18 protein-coding genes are annotated in these 18287 nt (G+C 31.6%); 14 read left to right on the plus strand and 4 right to left on the minus strand.

Annotated features, from left to right (window positions below; genetic code table 11):
- Positions 1 to 2: 2 nt before the first annotated feature.
- Positions 3 to 986 (minus strand): hypothetical protein, encoded by a 984-nt coding sequence (locus tag ACHRVL_RS14405; RefSeq protein ID WP_395413905.1) that lies wholly within the window; start codon positions 984 to 986, stop codon positions 3 to 5.
- A gap of 142 nt (positions 987 to 1128) precedes the next feature.
- Here ACHRVL_RS14405 and ACHRVL_RS14410 point away from each other — a divergent pair, with 142 nt between their 5' ends.
- A complete protein-coding gene (locus ACHRVL_RS14410; RefSeq protein ID WP_395413907.1) occupies positions 1129 to 2127 on the plus strand; it encodes a zinc dependent phospholipase C family protein in 999 nt (332 codons plus the stop codon).
- Between the two features lie 112 nt (positions 2128 to 2239).
- Here the strand turns inward: ACHRVL_RS14410 and ACHRVL_RS14415 are convergent, their stop codons facing one another.
- The gene (locus ACHRVL_RS14415) at positions 2240 to 4330 is read right to left on the minus strand and encodes an LTA synthase family protein (protein ID WP_395413909.1); all 2091 of its coding nucleotides are present in this window, start codon (positions 4328 to 4330) and stop codon (positions 2240 to 2242) included.
- A gap of 192 nt (positions 4331 to 4522) precedes the next feature.
- Here ACHRVL_RS14415 and ACHRVL_RS14420 point away from each other — a divergent pair, with 192 nt between their 5' ends.
- Both ACHRVL_RS14420 and ACHRVL_RS14425 read left to right on the plus strand, forming a co-directional pair.
- The gene (locus ACHRVL_RS14420; protein WP_395413911.1) at positions 4523 to 5188 is read left to right on the plus strand and encodes a response regulator transcription factor; all 666 of its coding nucleotides are present in this window, start codon (positions 4523 to 4525) and stop codon (positions 5186 to 5188) included.
- Complete coding sequence (locus ACHRVL_RS14425) at positions 5189 to 6586, plus strand: sensor histidine kinase (protein ID WP_395413913.1); 1398 nt, start codon at positions 5189 to 5191, stop codon at positions 6584 to 6586.
- A 99-nt stretch (positions 6587 to 6685) separates the two neighbouring features.
- Here ACHRVL_RS14425 and ACHRVL_RS14430 read toward each other — a convergent pair whose 3' ends face one another.
- The gene (locus tag ACHRVL_RS14430; protein ID WP_256371701.1) at positions 6686 to 6811 is read right to left on the minus strand and encodes a hypothetical protein; all 126 of its coding nucleotides are present in this window, start codon (positions 6809 to 6811) and stop codon (positions 6686 to 6688) included.
- 88 nt (positions 6812 to 6899) lie between these two features.
- On the opposite strand from ACHRVL_RS14430, the gene hisG reads away from it, so the two are divergent.
- The 8 genes from hisG (at position 6900) to hisIE (ending at position 14553) form a co-directional block, all read left to right on the plus strand.
- Entirely contained in the window at positions 6900 to 7757 is an 858-nt protein-coding gene (hisG, locus tag ACHRVL_RS14435; protein WP_089056003.1) for an ATP phosphoribosyltransferase, read from the plus strand.
- 118 nt (positions 7758 to 7875) lie between these two features.
- Entirely contained in the window at positions 7876 to 9159 is a 1284-nt protein-coding gene (hisD, locus tag ACHRVL_RS14440; protein ID WP_395413915.1) for a histidinol dehydrogenase, read from the plus strand.
- An 84-nt stretch (positions 9160 to 9243) separates the two neighbouring features.
- Positions 9244 to 10293, plus strand: coding sequence for a histidinol-phosphate transaminase (gene hisC, locus ACHRVL_RS14445; RefSeq protein WP_395413918.1), 1050 nt, complete (start codon positions 9244 to 9246; stop codon positions 10291 to 10293).
- 168 nt (positions 10294 to 10461) lie between these two features.
- Positions 10462 to 11598 carry a bifunctional histidinol-phosphatase/imidazoleglycerol-phosphate dehydratase HisB gene (gene hisB, locus ACHRVL_RS14450; RefSeq protein WP_395413921.1) on the plus strand — a complete coding sequence of 379 codons (1137 nt, stop codon included), beginning with the start codon at positions 10462 to 10464 and terminating at the stop codon, positions 11596 to 11598.
- Between the two features lie 69 nt (positions 11599 to 11667).
- Positions 11668 to 12249, plus strand: a complete 582-nt coding sequence (gene hisH / locus ACHRVL_RS14455; protein WP_395413924.1) for an imidazole glycerol phosphate synthase subunit HisH — start codon at positions 11668 to 11670, stop codon at positions 12247 to 12249.
- A 99-nt stretch (positions 12250 to 12348) separates the two neighbouring features.
- Positions 12349 to 13074, plus strand: a complete 726-nt coding sequence (gene hisA, locus ACHRVL_RS14460) for a 1-(5-phosphoribosyl)-5-[(5-phosphoribosylamino)methylideneamino]imidazole-4-carboxamide isomerase (RefSeq protein ID WP_395413927.1) — start codon at positions 12349 to 12351, stop codon at positions 13072 to 13074.
- Between the two features lie 82 nt (positions 13075 to 13156).
- Complete coding sequence (gene hisF / locus ACHRVL_RS14465) at positions 13157 to 13912, plus strand: imidazole glycerol phosphate synthase subunit HisF (RefSeq protein ID WP_395413928.1); 756 nt, start codon at positions 13157 to 13159, stop codon at positions 13910 to 13912.
- A 44-nt stretch (positions 13913 to 13956) separates the two neighbouring features.
- Complete coding sequence (hisIE, locus tag ACHRVL_RS14470; protein WP_089055996.1) at positions 13957 to 14553, plus strand: bifunctional phosphoribosyl-AMP cyclohydrolase/phosphoribosyl-ATP diphosphatase HisIE; 597 nt, start codon at positions 13957 to 13959, stop codon at positions 14551 to 14553.
- Positions 14554 to 14697: 144 nt separating this feature from the next.
- Here hisIE and ACHRVL_RS14475 read toward each other — a convergent pair whose 3' ends face one another.
- Entirely contained in the window at positions 14698 to 15156 is a 459-nt protein-coding gene (locus tag ACHRVL_RS14475) for a carbohydrate-binding family 9-like protein (RefSeq protein ID WP_395414199.1), read from the minus strand.
- A gap of 325 nt (positions 15157 to 15481) precedes the next feature.
- Here ACHRVL_RS14475 and ACHRVL_RS14480 point away from each other — a divergent pair, with 325 nt between their 5' ends.
- The 3 genes from ACHRVL_RS14480 (at position 15482) to ACHRVL_RS14490 (ending at position 18143) form a co-directional block, all read left to right on the plus strand.
- Positions 15482 to 16729, plus strand: a complete 1248-nt coding sequence (locus tag ACHRVL_RS14480) for a hypothetical protein (RefSeq protein WP_395413930.1) — start codon at positions 15482 to 15484, stop codon at positions 16727 to 16729.
- Between the two features lie 110 nt (positions 16730 to 16839).
- Positions 16840 to 17844 (plus strand): SPFH domain-containing protein, encoded by a 1005-nt coding sequence (locus ACHRVL_RS14485; protein WP_395413932.1) that lies wholly within the window; start codon positions 16840 to 16842, stop codon positions 17842 to 17844.
- 62 nt (positions 17845 to 17906) lie between these two features.
- The gene (locus ACHRVL_RS14490) at positions 17907 to 18143 is read left to right on the plus strand and encodes a hypothetical protein (RefSeq protein WP_395413934.1); all 237 of its coding nucleotides are present in this window, start codon (positions 17907 to 17909) and stop codon (positions 18141 to 18143) included.
- The last annotated feature ends 144 nt before the right edge of the window (positions 18144 to 18287 follow it).

An 18287-nucleotide genomic window follows, 5' to 3' on the forward strand; every position in this document is an offset into this window, starting at 1 on the left:
GATTATTTTATATTTGAGAATTTGACAGCTGGTTTTCCTGTAATTTTATACCATTTTCCAGAAAAACTAAGTCTTTTTTCAATTACAAAATTAAACTGTTTTTTAGTTTTTGCCAGTTCAATAATTTCTGCTGGCAAATCTACCTCATAATCATCTTCACTGCCTTTTGGTTTTTTATAAAAACCAGTTGTAGTAATTAAAAAATCTCTAAAAAACTTTTTCTTACCATCGTTGATTACTTTGTATGAGCTAGACCATTCAGAATTTCCACCGTTATTAAATAAAGAATAATAACCTAATTCCATTAAAGGCTGGTATTTACCATCAAAACCAGCAATAAGATATAAGTAACCATTATAAGGAGCGCCAGCACCGCCGTTTGCATGTTCTATGGTAAACGCATATTGGTCTTCGCCAATTTCGACAAGTTTTGGTGAAGGCGCTCTTGAGAACGCACCAAAAGCGGCGATAGCGGGTTGAAAAGATTTCATTTCCCAAACGGTTCCATTTTTAGCAAATTTAGCAACACCAATTAGTCCGCCGTAAAAACGCCCCGTTTGCAAACCATCAGCATCATAATAAGAATGATTGAAAGTCAATAATTTAAATTGATTTCCTTTTGAGTCAGAATAATCGATATTGCTTAGAACTCTTGTCGCAACACCTTCTTTATATGGAAAAAGCTGATTTCCCTCAACACCATTTGCATCAATAAAAGGCTGTGGTTTACAGTTGCTGCATTTCCAGCTTACAAATGTATTATGATCTGATAAGTTGTATAATTTACCTGGAAATAATTTCTGCATTGCCTTTACAGGATCAAGAGAACCAGATATTTTAAGTACTCTTTTTGTGTTTAGAATAGTATCACTGATATTTTTTAATTGTATATCAGTTTCTTGAGCTAAACAAATTGAACTAAAAAAGAGAGTTAAATTAAGAATAAAGAGGCGCATATTTGTAAGATTTAATACCGTAACAAACATACAAGAAAAATTCTGACGATTTTATATTTATCATATTTATATGGTTTAAAAATGGTTAGAGGTTAAATTAAAAGAATCTTAAAAACGATTCTTTTAAATTATCTTTAAATAAGGTAAATTTGTCTCTCAAATAAAAACAAAAATGAAAAACTTCAAAATGAGACCAAAATTAATTGCGTTTTTTGCATTAATCATAGGTTTTTTTACTTTATCATGGGGAATTGTAGGCCATGAAAGAATTAATAAAGCCGCTGTAATGGCTTTACCAAAACCACTTCAGATTTTCTTTTACAATCACATTGATTTTATTACACAAGAAGCATCTGTTCCAGATATTCGTAAATATGCTTTAAATTACAAAGAAGAGAATCCTAGGCATTATTTTGATATGGAAAACTTTGGTTCTGCTGATAGTATTCCAAAAACTTTAGAAGAAGCAAAGAAAAAATACGATAGTAAGTTTCTAAATAATAACGGAATCTTGCCTTGGTATATTGAAGATATGATGGTTAAGTTAACCAAAGCTTTTAAAGATAAAAATAGAGCAGAAATTTTATTTCTTGCTGCAGATTTAGGTCATTATATTGGTGATGCACATATGCCATTACATACTTCGGCAAATCATGACGGACAATTGAGCGATCAAAAAGGGATTCATTCTCTTTGGGAAAGCAGACTTCCTGAGTTATTTGCTAAAAATTACAAGTTAAATATTCCTGAAGCTCAATATTATGCTGATGTTCATAAGGCAACTTGGGATATGATAAACGATACACACAGCTTAGTGAAACCGTTATTAGATATTGACAAAAAGTTAAGAACTGCAACTCCAGAAAATCAGGTTTTTAAAATGGATACAGATGGAAAAGTATTAAAAAGCAAATACAATACACCAGTTTTCTCTGATGAGTATGCGAAAAAATTGCACCAGGATTTAAATGGAATGGTTGAAACTCAAATGAAAAAAGCGATTACTGCAACAGCAAGTTTTTGGTACACAGCATGGGTAAATGCTGGAAAACCAGATTTAAGCGATTTAGATTCGTCGGCTGTTACACAAAGAAATCATCAAGCTTTACAAGATGATTTGAAATTGTTTCAAAAAGGAGATTTATTCGGAATGAAGAATCAAAACGACTAGATCTTTTAGTTAGAAGTTTCAACTTGAAAACATGACAATACTAAAGAAAAGCCTCAATTTCATTTGAAATTGAGGCTTTTGTGTATAATAGAATTTGAAATTTTAAAAGAAATTATTTCTGATATTTCTTTTCCTTCAACATATACGAAGCCGATTGATAATAAGAAATCGTTTCATTTACCAAACTTAGTTTCTCTGTTTTTAATGGAATTTCGTCATAATCAAGTTGAAATTCAGGAGCAACACCTGTTTTAGGATTTATTTTCAGTGAGAACTGTTTAACTTGCTGTTTAGGAGATAAAATGGTCAGTACATTATCTTTTATTAATCCCAAATCCTGATAAGTTGCAATAAAAGCTCTTGGTTTGTAAGTTGGTTTTAAAACGTCTTGACCAAAGAATTTACTATGATAATCAAAATGCAGTAATCCAAATAAAGTCGGCATAAGATCAATCTGCGACATCAATTTTTCACATTTTTCAGGTTTTCCATTCGGAGTGTAAATAATTGCCGGAATTCTGTATTTATCCAAAGGCAGTTCTGTTTTTCCAGCGCTTGATGCACAATGATCAGCTACGATTACAAAAACTGTATTGTTAAACCAAGGTTGCTTGCGAGCCATTTCAAAAAACTTACGCAATGCATAATCCGTATATTTTACGCCGCCGTCGCGAGATTTTATATCACCTGGAATATCAATTTTATTATTAGGATATGTAAAAGGTCTGTGGTTGCTGACCGTCATAATATGATTAAAGAAGGGTTTATTTTCTTTAGCTTCAGCCGTCATTATTTTGACCGCTTTTTTATACATGTCTTCATCACATACGCCCCAAACATTAGAAAAAGTGATTTCTTCTGGTGCAAAACTTGATTTATCTATAATTTGATAATCATTACCAGAATAAAAATCCCTCATATTATCAAAGAAAGCATCTCCGCCGTACATAAACTTCACATTATATCCTTTTTGTTTGAATAAGGCTCCAGTCGAAAATTTATTTTTATTATCCTCTCTTTTTACAACACTTTCTCCTGCAGTTGGCGGCAGACATAAAGTTACAGCTTCGAGACCGCGAACAGTTCTATTTCCTGCAGCATACAAATTGGTAAACTGCAGACTTTTTTGTGACAAACTATCTAGAAAAGGAGTAATATTTTGCGAGTTTCCATAAGCTTTCATGAAATCAGCACTTAAGCTTTCTATTGTAATTAAAACAACATTTTTGCGATTTTCAGCAGAGTCACTTTTTATTTGGTGTGTTGTGTCTTCTGGGGAAATTGTAGGAAATTGCTCTTTTAGAATTGCAAAAGCTTTGTCGTGTGGAATTGTTTTGTAAAATTTAAAATAATCAAGTTTGTTGTTCTGAAAAGCCAAATAGAATTTATATAAGCCGTTTGATTGCAATTCGTTAACAAAAATATTTTTTGAATTTTCTGTTTTTGCTAAAGATGGAATCGCAACCAAAGAGACTAAAAGTAAACACCAATAAATACCTGAAATTTGTATTTTTTCTTTTAAAGTCGGAATTTCATTAATATATGCTCTCGATGATTTTAAAATATAATATGTTATGACTCCTGTAATTAAAAATAAACCAGAAAATATCGGAATAACGGGATAAGACTGCATGATGTTTCCAATAACTTCATTGGTGTAAATCAAATAATTAACAGCAATAAAGTTGTATTTTACTCCAAATTCATTCCAGAAAAAGTACTCGCTTAATCCGTTTTGAAGAATCAATAATACGTATAAAAAAATAACAAAAGCAAAAAGCCAGAATCTAATTTTATCTCTCCATTTTGGAAGAAAAAGTAAGAGCGCAAAAAGAGCCGTTTTGATTCCTATAAAAATTAGAACTATTTTGGGTAAAGCACCGCCATATTCATCAAAAATGCTTTTTCCAGAAGCAACATAAAGAAAAGCAGTTATTAAAACGCCTAAAATAATATACCCTGAAGGTTTGTTGTATTTAGAATTTGAAATAAATATAAGGTATAACCATAAAAAGAATCCAGCAACAACAAAAACGAAAAAATCCGATGTTAACCCTAAACAGAAGATCTTCAGACTTTCTAATGTTGTAAAAGAAGTTTGAGTTATAGGATGGAAAAACAAAATAGTACGAAGTACAAAACTTACTATAAAATAAAATACAGCAAGATTGTAAAAAGGAGAAAGCTTTTTATAAAGTGTCATGGTAATTTGTTTTCTGCAAAATTAATTCTGATTCATTAATACGAGATTAAGTTCGCCTTTTACCTTACTTAGTGTTAACTTAATGTTTCCTTAAGATCAATATTATAGCTTATTCGAGTGAGCTTTAGTATTTTCAGAAACTTAAAATATTTATCTTTGACTATTTAAACGTTAATCTTAATAGAAAGACATATGCATATTTTAATCGTAGAAGATGAGTTAGGTATCGTTCAGTTTTTGCAGCAGGGATTGCAGGAAGAGGGTTATAAGGTTACTACTGCAAACGATGGTTCTAAAGGATTTGAATTAACGCAGGAGCAAAAATTTGACTTGATTTTACTAGACTGGATGCTTCCTAAAATTAATGGTTTAGATTTATGCAAAGCAATTAGAATCAAAGATCAAATTACGCCTATTATTTTTTTGACTGCTAAAGATACTGTACAAGAAACTATTGAAGGTTTAAAAGCTGGGGCAAATGATTATATCAAAAAGCCATTTAGTTTTGAAGAATTAGTGGAGCGTATAAAAGTTCATTTTAGAAATAGAAAAGGTACAGAAGTTCTTTCATTAGGTGCAATTAAAATTGATTTATCAAAACATATAGTTTTGAAAAGCGACGAAGAAATTGCATTAACACAAAGAGAATTCGAATTGCTTACTTATTTAATTAAAAATAAAGGAAAAGTTTGTACTCGAAATCAGATTTTGAAAGATGTTTGGGAAATTAATTTTGAATATGATACAGGTGTAATTGATGTTTTTATGAACGCCATTCGTAAAAAATTAAAGCTGAAAATAGAAGAAGATTATATAAAAACAATTCGAGGTATAGGTTACATCGCTAACGACTTATAAATGGTACAGCTTTCTTTTAAAAACAGAATTGCATTAAATTACATAATTACTACAGGTTTATTGATTGCAGCTGTTTTTTCGGTTATTTATTCTATTGTAAAACACACCGTTTACAGTCATATTGATGAAAAAATAAAAGTTGAAATTCAAAATCATTTAGAAGAAATAAAAGTCGTAAACGGCAAAGTAATTCTAATTGATGCAGAGGAATGGAAAGAACGTGAGCACAATACAATAGATGTGAATCCTGTTTTTGTACAGTTCTTAGATTTGAAAAAAAGAGTTATTGAAAAAGCACCCAATTTAAAAACAGAAACGCTTCAGTTTAAAGATTCAGTAGAAGATTATGAATTGTTCGATACTATGATGGGAGATCATGCAATTAGACAAATTCAAGTTTCACTTCATGTTAATAATAAGAAAATAGGATATATTATTGTTGCAATGTCACTAGCCGACTCAAAAATGGTGCTTAATAATTTGTTCGAAATTATGAGTTTGTCGTTTTTAGGGATTCTGCTGCTGCTGTTTTTTATTGCCCGTTTTTTTGCAGGACGAAGCATAAAACCAATAAATGCAATTATAAATACGTCGAAGATCATTACCAAAGATAATCTGAAAACACGTATTCCGCTGCCCAAAACGCGGGACGAATTATACACGCTTTCAAAGACCATAAACAATTTATTAAATAGGATTGAAGATGCAATTGAACGCGAAAAGCAATTTACTTCAGATGCTTCTCACGAATTAAGAACACCTCTTACAGTGATTAAAGGTACGCTTGAAGTTCTTATACGTAAACCTCGTGATAATAAAGAATATGAAGAAAAAATTAATTATTGCATTCGAGAAGTAGATCATTTAAATTTACTAGTAGATCAGTTGTTGTTAATGGCTCGATTTGAAAATCAAAAGCAAGATGTAAATACAGAATTAGTATACCTAAATTCGATAATTTTAGATGTTCTTACTTTGAATTCTGAGAAAATTAAAAGCAAACATATCAATATTAAATTTGAAGCCGAAAAAGATTATTATGTTCAGTCCGATAATTTTCTAGTTATTACGATTTTGAGAAATATTATTTCAAATGCGATTAAATATACAGAAAGTAAAGGAGAAGTTTCCATTTTGTTGTTCAATCAAAATGGGAAAACAAGCTGTAAAATTTCTGATAACGGAATTGGTATTGCTAAAGAAGATCTGGAGAACATTTTTAATCCGTTTTTTAGATCTAAATCTACAGAACATCCCGAAATTAAAGGGACTGGATTAGGATTATCTATCGTAAAAAGAATTACAGATTTACTTGATATAAAATTTAAAATAGACAGCAAAATTGATGTAGGAACATCAGTTATTTTAGTTTTTAACGAAGAAGTGAAAACGTTGTAGTAGATTGAAAGAATGCAATGAAAACAAGGCTTGAGCTTTTTTTTAACAATAAACTATCGTTAAGTTATATTAAAAATTGCTTTTTTATGAAATTAACTATTATATTTGCAAACGAATCAAAGAATTATAAAACAAACCAAACAATGATTTCAAATCAATTACATCATCATCATTTTCATTATTGCTCTCAAGCGATGTGTTAATGGTATGTGTGTAAATCATCATATTTTAAAACCCGTTTGAGTACATCAAACGGGTTTTTTTATACCAATTCTTTGTACTCAAACTATTAATTCAAAAAAAAAACTAAAAAATGAGTACTTTAAAAATTGCAATTCAAAAATCAGGTCGTTTAAACGAAGACAGCATTCAAATCCTAAAAGACTGCGGTATTTCAATCAACAACGGAATAGACCAGTTAAAAGCCGAAGCTTCTAATTTTCCTCTTGAAGTTTTATACCTTAGAAATTCAGATATTCCTCAATATTTAATTGATGGAGTAGTCGATTTAGCAATTGTTGGCGACAATCTTTTGGTCGAAAAAGGCAAAGAAATTGAAGTTGTACAGCGACTGGGATTTTCAAAATGTAAAGTATCTGTAGCAGTTCCTAAAACCTTCGAATACAATTCGGTTCAAGATTTGGCAGGTTTAAGAGTTGCAACCTCTTATCCAAACACAGTTAACGAATACTTCAATTCTTTTGGATTAACAGTAGATATTCACCAAATTTCGGGTTCTGTAGAAATTGCCCCAAACATTGGCCTTGCCGATGCTATTGTTGACATCGTTTCAAGCGGAAGTACTTTATTCAAAAACAACTTAAAAGAAGTAGAAGTGATTTTGAAAAGTGAAGCAGTTTTGGCCGTTTCACCAAAAGTTTCACCAGAAATTCAAAAACATATCGATACCTTAAAATTCAGAATACAATCTGTTTTAAGAGCAAGAAATTCGAAATATATCTTGATGAACGTTCCAAACGAAAAAATTGATGAAATAGGAAAAATTCTTCCAGTTTTAAGAAGTTTAACCGTTTTGCCGTTAGCACAGGAAGGCTGGAGCAGTGTACACTCTGTAATTGATAAAGATACTTTCTGGGATGTAATTGATAAATTGAAAGATGCAGGTGCCGAAGGAATTTTAGTTTGCCCAATTGAAAAAATGGTTCTGTAGGGCTTTGCCCGCTTTAGGCAGTAAGCTTTAAGCTTTATGCCGAAAAAAAACACAAAGTAAGAAAGCTTAAAGCCTATAGCTTAAAGCCTATAGCAAATAAGCATAAAGCATAAAAACAATGAATAAAATAGACAATCCAAAACAAGATACTTGGTCAGAAATATTAAAAAGACCAACTCAAACTATTGATGATATTGAGGTTACAGTAAAAGAAATTTTTAAAGAAGTACAGAAAAAAGGTGATGAAGCCGTTGCAAAATACACTTCAATTTTTGATGGGATTTCTTTAGATAATTACGAAGTTTCAACAGTAGAGATAAAAGAAGCAATTGCTTTAATTCCAAATGAATTAAAAGAAGCTATTCAGCTCGCAAAAGACAATATTTACAAATTTCACAGTGCTCAGAAAACAGATCGAGTTGAAATTGAAACAATTGAAGGGGTAAATTGTTGGCAGGAGAAAAGACCAATTCAAAAAATCGGATTGTATATTCCAGGCGGAACGGCTCCTTTGTTCTCAACCGTTTTAATGCTTGCTGTTCCTGCTGAAATTGCGGGTTGTAAAGAGATTGTATTATGTTCGCCGCCAGATAAAACAGGAAAAATAAACCCAGCGATTTTGTATGCAGCAAATTTATGCGGTGTAACTAAAATTTTGAAAGTCGGCGGAATTCAGGCAATTGCAGGAATGACTTTTGGTACACAATCAATTCCTAAAGTGTATAAAATTTTCGGACCAGGAAATCAGTTTGTGACAGTGGCAAAACAATTAGCAACCCAGTTTGGTGTTGCAATCGATATGCCGGCCGGACCATCAGAATTATTAATTGTTGCCGATGATACTGCAGTTCCGGCATTTGTAGCTTCAGATTTGTTGTCGCAGGCAGAACACGGAACAGATAGTCAGGTAATTTTAGTTTCAACTTCTAAAAGACTAATTGACGCAGTAGAAAAGGAAATTCAATCTCAGATAGAAGTACTTCCAAGAAAAGCCATTGCAATAAAAGCAATCGAAAATTCAAAATTGATTTATGTCGAAAATGATCAAATTGCTTTAGATTTAATCAATGAGTATGGTCCAGAACACTTCATTATCTGCTCGCAGTATGATGATTTTTATTGTAACGGAATTATAAATGCGGGATCTGTTTTTATTGGAAATTATACGCCAGAAAGTGCTGGAGATTATGCTTCAGGAACAAATCACACGCTTCCTACCAATGGTTATGCAAAAAACTACAGCGGTGTAAATCTAGATAGTTTTACAAAATCAATGACATTTCAGAAAATATCTGAAAAAGGAATTCAAAACATCGGTAAAGCGATCGAAACTATGGCTGAAGCCGAAGGTTTACAAGCGCATAAAAATGCTGTTACCTTGAGATTGAAGAGTTTAAAATAAAAGACAAAGGAAGAAGAAAGAGAAAAGAAGCAAGATTTTACAAAGTCTTTCATCTTAGTTCTTACTTCTTAAAAAGACAAAACAATGAGTACTTTCGATATAAATACAATAACACGTGAAAACGTAAAATCTTTAAAACCATATTCTTCTGCGAGAGATGAGTTTGAAGATTTTGATACAGCCCAAATGATTTTTTTGGATGCTAACGAAAATCCGTTTCAAAATGGTGTAAACCGTTATCCAGATCCGCAGCAAAATTCAGTTAAAGCAATTTTGGCAAAAAACAATAACGTAAAACAAAGTCAGATTTTGTTAGGAAACGGAAGTGACGAAGTTTTAGATTTACTTTTTAGAGCTTTCTGTGAACCCAAAAAAGACAATATTATTTCGTTACCGCCAACATACGGAATGTATGGTGTTTTGGCAAATATCAATGCTGTAGAAAATAGAGAGATTTTACTTTCTACTGATTTCCAGCCGCAAGTTGAAAAGATTTTAGAAGCAGTTGACGACAATACAAAAATTATCTTTTTATGTTCGCCAAACAATCCAACCGGAAATTCATTTTCAGATGAAAGTGTTGTAAAACTACTGCAAAATTTTAATGGATTAGTTGTTATTGATGAAGCTTATATCGATTTTTCGGATAAAGAAAGCTGGCTTGCAGAAATTGACGAATATCCAAATTTAGTTATTACACAAACACTTTCAAAAGCTTACGGTTTGGCAGGAATTCGTTTAGGAATCTGTTATGGTTCCGAAGCTGTTGTTTCAGTTTTAAACAAAATTAAACCGCCTTACAATGTAAACGAATTAACACAGCAAAGAGCTAAAGAGCGTTTAAAAGATACTGAAAAGATAAAACAAGAAATAGCTTCTATTATAAAGCAAAGAGAGGAATTACTTAAGGTTTTACTTGATGTTAATTTTGTTGAAAAAGTATATCCTACAGAAGCAAATTTTGTTCTGGTAAAAGTAGATAATGCTAATAAAAGATACGATCAATTAATAGAAAAAGGAATCGTAATTCGTAATAGAACTACACAGCCTTTATGCGAAAATTGTCTTCGTTTTACTATTGGAACAGAAGAGGAAAATGCTGTTTTAATTAAAGAATTGAAATTATTAAGCTAAAAAATATAGCCACAGATTATAAGGATTAGAATGATTTCTTTCTGTACGTGATTTTTCGCCACGAATTTCACAAATTAACACGAATTGAATTAGTGAAAATTCGTGTAATTCGTGGCAAACAAAAAAATCATTTTTAATCCGTGCAATCTGTGGCAGAAAAAATAAAATATGAAAAAAGTACTTTTTATCGATCGTGATGGAACGATTGTTTTAGAACCAGAAAATTTACAATTAGACAGCTTGGATAAACTAGAGTTTTATCCGAAAGCCTTTCAATATTTGGCTAAAATTGCCAATGAATTGGACTATGAATTGGCAATGGTAACCAATCAGGACGGATTAGGAACAGATAGTTTTCCAGAAGATACATTTTGGCCAACGCAGAATTTCATTTTAAGAGCTTTTGAAAACGAAGGTGTTTTGTTTGATGAAATTTTTGTTGACAGATCTTTTCCTGAAGAAAATGCGCCAACTCGCAAACCTAGAACGGGAATGTTGACTAAGTATTTAAACAATCCTGAATATGATTTAGAAAATTCTTTTGTTTTAGGTGATCGTTTAACTGATGTTGAATTGGCGAAAAATCTAGGAGCAAAAGCAATTTTCATGAATGATACAGATGGAGCAGGGAGCAATGAAATATCCTCAAAACGTGAAGAGCTAAACGAGACAATTATTTTGCAAACGATGGATTGGAAGAAAATCTATGAGTTTTTGAAACTAGAAGCACGCTCAGCGTCTATTACTCGTAAAACCAATGAAACTGATATTTATATTAATTTAAATCTTGACGGAACTGGAAAAAGTAAAATAGACACAGGAATCGCATTTTTTGATCATATGTTAGATCAAATCTCACGTCACGGTCAAATGGATTTGGAAATCCTTGTAAAAGGCGATCTTGAAGTTGATGAACATCACACAATAGAAGATACAGCAATTGCACTTGGAGAAGTTTTTGCGAAAGCGTTAGGAAATAAATTAGGAATTGAGCGCTATGGGTTCTGCTTACCAATGGATGATTGTTTAGCACAAGCTGCAATTGATTTTGGAGGGAGAAACTGGCTGATTTGGGAAACTGAATTTAAACGTGAAATGGTAGGTAAAATGCCAACTGAAATGTTTTATCATTTCTTCAAATCATTCACAGACGGAGCAAAAGCCAATTTAAACATAAAAGCAGAAGGAATCAACGAACATCATAAAATTGAAGCGATCTTTAAAGCTTTCGCGAAAGCAATAAAAGTAGCCGTAAAAAGAGATACAGAAAAAATGATTTTGCCTTCGACGAAAGGAATGCTGTAAAATGCTTTAAGCTATAAGCAATAGGCAATAAGCCTACAGCCTACAGCTTAAAGCCTAAAGCTTTATAAAATGAAAATAGTAATTATAAATTACGGAGCAGGAAATATTCAAAGCATCATGTTTGCTATTGAAAGATTGGGTTTTAAAGCTGTTTTGAGTGATAATCCAAATGAAATTTCGTCAGCAGATAAAGTGATTTTTCCTGGTGTAGGCGAGGCGAGTTCGGCGATGGTTAAACTCTGCGAAAGCGGTTTGAATAGTTTGATTCCGCAATTAAAACAGCCGGTTTTAGGAATTTGTCTCGGAATGCAGTTAATGTGTAATAAAACAGAAGAAGGAGATACAGAAGGTTTAGGGATTTTTGATGTTGACGTTTTGAAATTTTCAAACAACGTAAAAGTGCCACAAATGGGTTGGAATCAGATTTATGATTTAAAAACCGATTTGTTTAAAGGAATTTCTGAAAATGAATTTATGTATTTGGTGCACAGTTTTTATGCGCCAAATTGTGCAGAATCTATTGCTACGACAAATTATGATGTTGAATACGCATCGGCTTTACAAAAAGATAATTTTTACGGAACTCAGTTTCACCCAGAAAAAAGTGGTGATGTTGGGGAAAAGATTTTGGGGAATTTTTTAAGAATGTAAAATTCCAATTTCAATATCAAAAATCAATCAAAATATCAATTTTGAAAATCAGAGAAGGCTTTACGACTTTCGACTTTCAAACTTTAAGACTAAAATAAAATGAGAATAATACCAGCCATAGATATCATTGACGGAAAATGCGTTCGTTTGTCCAAAGGTGATTATGATACCAAAATAATTTACAATGAAAACCCGCTTGAAGTAGCAAAATCATTTGAAGCGCACGGAATTGAATATTTGCATTTAGTAGATCTTGACGGTGCAAAATCAAGTAAAATTGTCAATTATAAGATATTAGAACAAATTGCATCGCAAACGAGCCTGAAAATTGATTTTGGAGGCGGATTAAAGTCAGATGATGATTTGAGAATTGCTTTCGAAAGCGGTGCAAATCAAATTACCGGTGGAAGTATTGCGGTAAAAAACAGAACAATTTTTGAAAAATGGATTTTAGAATATGGTTCAGAAAAAATCATTTTAGGCGCTGATGCAAAAGATGAAAAAATTGCAGTTTCTGGCTGGTTAGAAGAATCTAATGAAGATTTAGTTCCGTTTATTCAAGATTATCAATCAAAAGGAATTCAGTATGTTATTTGTACTGATATTGCCAAAGACGGAATGCTTCAAGGGCCGAGTTTTGATTTATACACCAAAATTTTAGCGGAAGCAAATGGCGTAAAACTAATCGCTTCTGGTGGAATTTCAACTTTTGATGAATTGCCTAAATTAGCCGAATTAGGTTGCGAGGGAACTATTATTGGAAAGGCAATTTATGAGGGAAGAATTACTTTGAAACAACTGGAGAATTTCATAATTAGAAAATGAGATAATTAGTCAATTAGATAATTCTTTGCATTGCGCTGAAAATTATCTAATTATCTAATTCTCAAATTGACACATTAAAGATATGTTAGCAAAAAGAATCATACCTTGTTTAGATATAAAAAACGGAAGAACCGTAAAAGGTGTTAATTTCGTTGACTTGCGTGATGCCGGTGATCCTGTTGAATTAGCAGAAATTTACTCGGCTGAAGGTGCTGATGAATTGGTTTTTCTAGATATTTCGGCAACCGAAGAACGACGTAAAACGCTGGTAAATATGGTGCGAAGTGTAGCAGAAAAAATCAATATTCCGTTTACTGTCGGCGGCGGGATTTCATCTGTTGAAGATGTAGAAATCCTTTTAAATAATGGGGCTGACAAAGTTTCGATTAATTCATCGGCAGTAAAGAATCCGCAATTAATTAATGATTTGGCGCAGAAATTTGGCAGTCAATGCGTTGTAGTGGCTATAGATGCTAAACAAATTGAAGGACAATGGATTGTACATTTAGTTGGAGGAAAAGTGCCAACAGAATTAAATCTATTCGATTGGGCAGTTGAAGTTGCAGAACGCGGCGCAGGAGAAATATTATTCACATCAATGGATAACGACGGAACGAAAAATGGTTTTGCAAACGAAGCTTTGGCTAAACTTTCAGAATTAGTGAATATTCCCATTATTGCTTCGGGAGGCGCAGGAAACATAGATCATTTCGTGGATTCTTTCAAAGTTGGAAAAGCAGACGCAGCTTTAGCGGCAAGCGTTTTTCACTTTAAAGAGATTGAAATTAAAGCGTTAAAACAAGAATTAAAAAATAACAACATAGAAGTTCGATTATAGTTTTAACTTTAAGACTTTCGACTTTACAATTTTAGACTACAATTATGGAAATCGATATTAAAAGTGCACACGGATTAATTCCTGCAATAATTCAGGATTCAGAAACAAAAAATGTATTGATGCTGGGTTATATGAACGAGGAATCGCTTCAAAAAACAATAGAAACTCAAAAAGTGACTTTCTTCAGCCGTTCAAAACAAAGACTTTGGACGAAAGGCGAGGAGAGTGGTAACTTTTTGAATTTAGTAAGTATAAAAAATGATTGCGACGGCGACACACTTTTAATTCAAGCTAAACCAGTTGGGCCAACTTGTCACACAGGGGCGGATACTTGCTGGCAAGAACCAAACAATGCTAATTACGGATTTATTTCTCAGTTAGAAAACACAATCAAAACCCGCAGAGAAAATGCTGATTCTGAACAGAGTTATGTAGCTTCTTTATTTGCAAAAGGAATCAATAAAATTGCTCAAAAAGTCGGAGAAGAGGCAGTAGAAGTGGTGATTGAAGCTAAAGATGATAATGATGATTTGTTTCTTAGCGAAAGCGCCGATTTACTTTTTCATTATCTGATTTTATTGCAGGCAAAAGGTTTTCAGTTGAATGATGTTATTGAGGTTTTGAAGAAACGTCAGAAGTAAGATTTGAATTTTGTCATTTCGACCGAAGGGAGAAATCACACAAGAAACTCTGCAAAGCATATCTAATCTTTGTCTAGATTCGAGTGTGATTTCTCCCTTCGGTCGAAATGACAAAATTATACTGAATTAAAGATTAACGAAGTCTCATTCCATAAACTCAAAAACAGCAAATTCTTCTGGCTGATGAAAACCAAATTTCAAGCTTTTATAAGGCTGTAATGAAAGGTATTCAGTATTGCTGTCATAATCGATTCTAAAAACATTTCCTTTCCACTTTGTTCCAATTTCGGGTTTTTTGAAATTGCCATTTTCGATTTTTACTAGACTTGAAAAAGGTATTTTAATTTCTGTGCAATAACCTTCAGTAGTTATTTTACTTATGGTTTCTAATTCCTCAATATCAAAAGCCATAGATGTTTTCCATCCGCCGCATTCAGCAGAAATACATTTTAAAAGCATATCATAATTGGTAGAAAAAGCATTTACGCCAATTTCTACATAATTTTGTCCATCACCATCTGGATCGATAAAAATTTCGACTAAGTCATCTGTTTTAAAAATTGGAGAATCTTTCTTCTGTTTTGAGCCAATATCGCTATTAATTTAAGTTTCTTGGGTTGCTTTATGAATATCTAATGTTTGTGAATAAATAGGGATTAAACAAAGGATAATGATAGCAGTAATAAAGTACTCAAATTTTATAAGTTAGATTGGGTTTTATATTTAATTGATTTTTATAAAATAATATTTCCTATCTAAATAATTTTAGCATGAACATAAGCTTAAAATGATATTATTATGTCTCATACTGGTAATTTATGCTTTTTTTTAAGAATAATATTGCTGTAATTTTTTTAAACTATTTAATAGTTTTTTTTAAGTGTAGAAAATAGTTTAAAGATCTGAATATTTGAATGAATAATTACAAATGGCAAAACAAATTAAGGCAATAAAATGCCCACAATGCGGAAGCAGTCTGCATACCATACTATCAGAAGATAATTATCTGTGTAGTAGTTGTAATACACAATTTTTTTTAGATAATGATGATATAAATATCAATGTAAATCATCATATTGATCAAGCTTCTTCAAATTCGGTTAATCCAAATACACTCCTTAAGGTAATACCTATCATTTTTGGTTTGGTGGCATTTATAGTTCTTTTTTCTGTTCTTAACACAAAAGGTAATGATATAAGTAAACCTTATTTTGGCAATTCCGTATTTAATACACCAGTTGTTGTTAATAATAAAATTCTTTTATTAGAATTTCTTAGTAAATCTTCGCTCAATAATAAAGAAACTGAGGAATGTTATTTTTCTTTTAAAGATATAAATAGCGGTAAAGTCGAGAAAAGAGAAAAAATTGAGGGATTGGATAAGTTAGACTCGGGAAAAATTGAATTGGCTAAGTTTTCAAATAATAAAACTTATATCGTTTTCAACAATCAAAAGGTATATGAAGTTGATGTTAATGGTTTGAATATAAAAGATATGACAGTTAGTATGTTTGAAAAAGATACTTTATACACCTCAGGTATTGCTGAAATTAGTTCTTATTTTGGACAAAGTTATGGAGAGAGCTTTAAGACAATGACAAATCTAGGGAAAAGTTATTACTATTATCCATTAGTAAAAAGAAGTTTTCCTTCGGACACGATTTATAGAATAGTGAACCGCGAACAATTCAAAAGAGCAAAAGACAGCATAGTGTATACAGTTAAAGCTGTATCTGAAAAAAATGAAATTCAGTATAATCTCTTTAAAATTACTTATAGATATAATGGTGGTGGTCCTTGTGACCCGATAACTTCATTAGGAAGATTTTATAATAAATTTGAAAATAATCCTAGTTTAATCACTTATAAGAATTTTACGCCAAATCGATTATACATGAATGCATATTTGGCTTATTTCGATGCTAAACATTTATTAATCATTAGCTCTGCTTCAGCTTCTAAGCAGTCACGATTATTACTGCAGAGAATAGATACAGAAACAGGTGAACTATTATGGACTGTTCCAATCAAGCCTGAAAATGATCGTTATACTTATTTTTTTAAGCATAATATTCATGCTGATAAGAAGTTTGTTTTAAAGCTTGACAATAATTATTATGCTGTAGTAGATGATGACGGTAAAAACTTAAAATATGTTACAGTTTCTAATTTATAATTAGGTATGATAAATAGACAAATACCAGTAAATGTATAAATTGAAAAGAAGAATATAAAATTGGTTTTTAATCTTTTAGAAAAAGTAATAATTTGTAAAAAAAGAAAAATATGGGATTTGGTAATTTATTTAAAAAGCAATTAAGTTCGGTTATAGAATGGCGCAATCAAAGCGCGGATCTTTTATTTTATAAATATGAATCTGATACGGACGAAATAAAAAATGCCAGTAAATTAATCATATTACCAGGTCAGGGTTGCATTGTATTATATGAAGGTAAAATTGAGGATATTTTAACAATTGAGGGAACCTATTTTTTAGAAACTGATAATCATCCATTTATTACAACATTTTTAAAACTCCGCCAGAATTTTGAGAGTGAGCATAAAATGCAACTCTATTATTTCAGAACAGCAGAATTAGTGGGGCAGAGATGGGGAACTGCAAATCCTATTAAGTATGTAGATAGCTTTTATAATTTTCCAGTCTCTTTGGGAGCTTATGGTAACTTTTCAATACAACTCAAAGATGCCCGTAAAATATTTACTAATCTTATAGGCTCGAAAAACATCTTTACTGCTGATGATACAAGACAACTCATTATTTCAAGAGTTACTTCAGAACTGACATCGTATTTAGCTAAATCAAAATACTCATATCGGGAGATCGATACTCATTTGACCGAGATGTCTTCTGATATTAAAGAAAAAATTGGCTTTATAATCGATAATCTAGGAATCTTGTTGACAGATTTCCAAATAGAGGCCACTAGTTTTGATGAGAAAACCCAAGATAATATTAATGCAATTACTACAATGACCAGAGAATCTCAAGCAGCTACTGAAGTGGGACTGGATTATGTTGAACTTGAAAAGCTTAGAGCATTGCGAGATGCGGCAAAGAATGAAGGAGGATTGGCTGGCGCAGGTCTTCAGGTAGGTGCTGGAATGGAATTAGGAAAATCTCTTTTTTCTAAAAAAGAAGAGTTAACAACAGTAAATAGTCAGGATGATACTGTTATACTGCTTAAAAGATTAAAGCTTTTATTAGATGAAAAAATTCTAACGCAGGAAGAATTTGATCAGAAAAAAAGAGATATTTTAAATAAAATATAATACTTAAAAAGAGAATTCTATAAATTTTTCGAAATTCATTTAATACTAAAATATTTAAACTTATGAAACTATTACTTGGCATAGTGAGTATAATTATTGTTTTGGTTTTAGCAATCCTTATAATATTAGATCTTTGGGGATATGAGCTAATCTCATGGCATACTGTATCTAAAGGTGGTGTAATGATAGCTGTTATAGCAATTTCAAGTTTGTTGATTTGTCTGATTTATTCATTATTTATTAAAAAACATTCTCAAGATAAAAAAGAGAGTAGTAAACGAGTAAAGCCAATAAATTAAAGTCTGATGGATTATTTGACATTGTTAAAAAGTAAGTAATGTTTTTGTTTCTTTGATCGTTAAGATATTTTTACATGACGAAATCTTTACTTATTTTTGTCCGTAAGGGTTTTTATATGTAAAATATAATCTTTAAAGCTTAAA

It is taken from the genome of Flavobacterium sp. FlaQc-28 (assembly GCF_044007415.1).
In the GTDB taxonomy this organism is placed as follows: domain Bacteria; phylum Bacteroidota; class Bacteroidia; order Flavobacteriales; family Flavobacteriaceae; genus Flavobacterium.